Source organism: Pseudomonas sp. GL-B-19 (assembly GCF_019956415.1).
GTDB lineage: Bacteria > Pseudomonadota > Gammaproteobacteria > Pseudomonadales > Pseudomonadaceae > Aquipseudomonas.
Genome location: NZ_JAHBDK010000105.1, coordinates 1 through 2,711, shown reverse-complemented (window position 1 = coordinate 2,711; position 2,711 = coordinate 1). Strand labels below are relative to the sequence as shown.

The following is a 2,711-nucleotide window of genomic DNA, read 5'->3' as shown; positions in this document are numbered from 1 at the left end:
CGTGAGCTCAACCAATGTTGGCCAGAAGCCAAAGATGGCTTCCTCGAATAGGCCTTATACATAGATGCAACCGGGTAGCAGTGTTTGAAAAGCAGGTAGACAGTGGGGGCGAGTCCATACATAGGAGCGAGCCTGCTCGCGATAGCTATCGATCAGTCACCATAGATATCGGACTTGAAGTACTTGTCCGAAATCTTCTGGTATTCGCCATTGGCGCGAATGCCATCAATGGCCGCGTTCAGTTCCCTCACCAACTCAGCATTGCCCTTGCGCACAGCAATCCCGGCGCCCTCGCCCACGTATTTCGGGTCCTTCAACTCCGGTCCGACAAACGCGTAACCCTTGCCACGGGGCATCGACAGGAAGTCATTCAGCGGAATGGTGTCGGCAAAAATGGCATCAAGACGACCGGCTGCCAGGTCCATGTAGATTTCTTCGTTGTTGCCATAGCGCTTGACGTTAATGCCCTTCGGTTCGAACACCTCGGTGGCGTAACGGTCGGTGGTGGTTGCGCGCTGTACGCCAACGGTTTTGCCTTTGAGGCTGGCGTACTGGTCATCGACCACCGCTCCGTCCTTCATCACCAGACGCGATGAGGTGAAGTAATACTTGTGGGAGAAATCCACTGACTTCTTGCGGTCTTCGTTGATGGTCATGGACGACAGGGCCATGTCGATTTTCTTCACTTTCAGGGAAGGAATCAGACCGTCGAATTCGCCTTCGACCCACACGCACTCGACCTTCATCTGCGCGCACAGGGCATTGCCGATCTCATAGTCGAAACCGACAATCTTGCCCTCGTCGGTTTTGGAAGCAAACGGCGGGTAAGCGGCTTCAATACCGATGCGCAGGGCTTTCTCGGCGGCAAACACGCTGCTGCACGCCAACAGACTCAGGGCCAGACCGGTGATGAGGGGAAATTTCTTCATGTTCGTTCTCTCGCGGGTTGTTGTTGGTTTGGCAAGACAGAAGAAAGAGCTGGAACGGGGAACGTCTTTTTTGTACTTGGAATTCCATACTGGACTTTTATGTATTAACCGTCAATCGGACAAGCGGGATCATGCCTGGCCGATGGTCGGGTGGTGAGTCAGGAGGTTATTGGGTGAAGCGAATGGCCCTATCGCGAGCAGGCTCGCTCCCACATGGGATCTTTGTCGTACACAAATTTGGGGTTCATGAAGATCTACTGTGGGAGCGAGCCTGCTCGCGAAGGCGGCAGAGCAGACAACAAAGAAACAACAAGTTGTTTACTGCTTCCAGCGATCCGCCGCCGCATGATCACTGTCACGCCCTTCCACCCAGCGCGGGCCGTCAGGGGTGTTTTCCTTCTTCCAGAACGGCGCACGGGTTTTCAGGTAATCCATGACAAACGCACAGGCATCGAAGGCTGCCTGGCGGTGGGCGCTGGCGGCACCGACGAAGACGATCGGTTCTCCCGGTTCCAGAGCGCCGATGCGGTGCAGCACTTCCAGCTTCAACAGCGGCCAGCGCTGCTCAGCCTCCAGGGCAATCTTGCCCAGGGCCTTCTCGGTCATGCCCGGGTAGTGCTCAAGAAACATCCCGGCCACATCAAGTCCGTCATTGAAGTCGCGCACATAGCCGACAAAACTCACCACCGCGCCCACGCCCACATTGGCGGCGTGCATGGCGTTGACTTCGGCACCAGGATCGAACGCCGTGGACTGCACGCGAATCGCCATGGATCAGCCCCCGGTCACGGTCGGAAAGAACGCCACTTCATCGCCATCGCTGACCGGTTCGTCGAGCTGGCAAAGGTCTTCATTGCGGGCGCACATCAGGTTCTGCTCGCTCAGCACATCGGCACCGTCGCGCTGAGCCAGCAGCGCGCGCACGTCATCGACCGTGGCGAAATCACCTTCAACCTTGACCGAGTCCACGCCAAGCGCTTCGCGATATCGAGCAAAAAACTTCACGGTGACGTTCATGGTTGATCCGCCTGGAAATGCCCGCTCTTGCCACCGACCTTCTCCAGCAGCCGCACGCTTTCGATAGTCATGCCACGATCCACGGCCTTGCACATGTCGTAGATAGTCAATGCCGCCACGCTGGCGGCGGTCAACGCTTCCATTTCGACGCCGGTCTGCCCGGACAACTTGCAACGCGCGACGATGCGCACAGTGTCGTCACCTTCGGCACTGAGTTCGACTTTGACGCCGGTCAGCATCAGCGGATGGCACAGAGGAATCAGATCGCTGGTTTTTTTAGCCGCCTGAATGCCGGCAATACGCGCCACGGCAAACACATCACCCTTGGGGTGACCGCCACTGACGATCATCTGCAGGGTGTCGGGCAGCATGCGGACAAGCGCTTGGGCCGTCGCCTCACGGAACGTCACGGCTTTTTCGGTGACGTCGACCATGTTGGCGCGACCTTGGGAATCGAGATGAGTCAGCACAGGGTTACTCCTGATCAGGAGCGTCGATTGTAAACCTGCGGGTCAGATTTCCGCACCCTTGATTATCCATTCACCGCAAAGCCCCCTGTAGGAGTGAGCCTGCTCGCGATTACGGTCTGGTATTCAACATTGATATCGACTGACACACCGCGATCGCGAGCAGGCTCACTCCTATGTATGGACTCGCCCCCACTGTCTACCTGCTTTTCAAACACTGCTACCCGGTTGCATCTATGTATAAGGCCTATTCGAGGAAGCCATCTTTGGCTTCTGGCCAACATTGGTTGAGCTCACG

The 2,711-nt window shown here is 56.7% G+C and carries 4 protein-coding genes; all 4 read right to left on the bottom strand.

Annotated elements, in window-relative coordinates; all coding sequences use genetic code 11:
- Positions 1-152: 152 nt before the first annotated feature.
- The gene (locus KGB06_RS28885; RefSeq protein ID WP_223521815.1) at positions 153-929 is read right to left on the bottom strand and encodes an ABC transporter substrate-binding protein; all 777 of its coding nucleotides are present in this window, start codon (positions 927-929) and stop codon (positions 153-155) included.
- A 318-nt stretch (positions 930-1,247) separates the two neighbouring features.
- Complete coding sequence (moaE, locus tag KGB06_RS28880) at positions 1,248-1,700, bottom strand: molybdopterin synthase catalytic subunit MoaE (protein WP_223521813.1); 453 nt, start codon at positions 1,698-1,700, stop codon at positions 1,248-1,250.
- 3 nt (positions 1,701-1,703) lie between these two features.
- Positions 1,704-1,946: a molybdopterin converting factor subunit 1 gene (gene moaD, locus KGB06_RS28875; protein WP_149628750.1), complete on the bottom strand. Its 243-nt coding sequence runs from the start codon at positions 1,944-1,946 to the stop codon at positions 1,704-1,706.
- Positions 1,943-2,416: a cyclic pyranopterin monophosphate synthase MoaC gene (moaC, locus tag KGB06_RS28870; RefSeq protein ID WP_162437327.1), complete on the bottom strand. Its 474-nt coding sequence runs from the start codon at positions 2,414-2,416 to the stop codon at positions 1,943-1,945. The genes moaD and moaC overlap by 4 nt, the downstream gene beginning before the upstream one ends.
- Positions 2,417-2,711: the final 295 nt, after the last annotated feature.

Coding starts and splice junctions, on each gene's coding strand:
- KGB06_RS28885 (WP_223521815.1), bottom strand. CDS start 929: ATGAAGAAATTTCCCCTCATCACCGGTCTGGCCCTGAGTCTGTTGGCG.
- moaE (WP_223521813.1), bottom strand. CDS start 1,700: ATGGCGATTCGCGTGCAGTCCACGGCGTTCGATCCTGGTGCCGAAGTC.
- moaD (WP_149628750.1), bottom strand. CDS start 1,946: ATGAACGTCACCGTGAAGTTTTTTGCTCGATATCGCGAAGCGCTTGGC.